The 362-nt window shown below is 39.2% G+C and carries 1 pseudogene; it reads right to left on the reverse strand.

Going from position 1 to position 362, the window contains the following annotated elements:
• Positions 1 to 362 (reverse strand): annotated as a pseudogene (locus ADM33_RS11425) (hypothetical protein); the annotation flags it as partial.

Genomic DNA, 362 nt, shown 5'->3' on the forward strand with positions numbered 1-362 from the left:
TTTTCAGCAACTTCAGCTTTATCAGTAGACTTACCATCTTTTTCAGCAACTTCAGCTTTACCTTCAGTTGTTTTTGCCGTATCTTCACTTGATACCTTAGCTGATTCTTCTTTATCAGCTTTTGGCTTTTCAGTTGTTTCTGGTGTTACAACAGCTTTATCTACAAGTGTAGAATTTGACTCAGAAGTTTCTGAAGCTTCAGCAGGTTTTTCAACTACTGCAGGTTTTGATTCAGAAGTTTCTGACACTGAAGATTCCGACGTACTAGTTGAACTATCTGGACTAGCAGATACTACGGAAGGGGACAAAGTTTCTGAAACATTTGTCTCATCAGCGCTAGCGACTTGCCCACTCAAAAAGAA

The sequence above is a fragment of the Streptococcus oralis genome (genome assembly GCF_001075875.1).
In the GTDB taxonomy this organism is placed as follows: Bacteria; Bacillota; Bacilli; order Lactobacillales; family Streptococcaceae; genus Streptococcus; species Streptococcus oralis_I.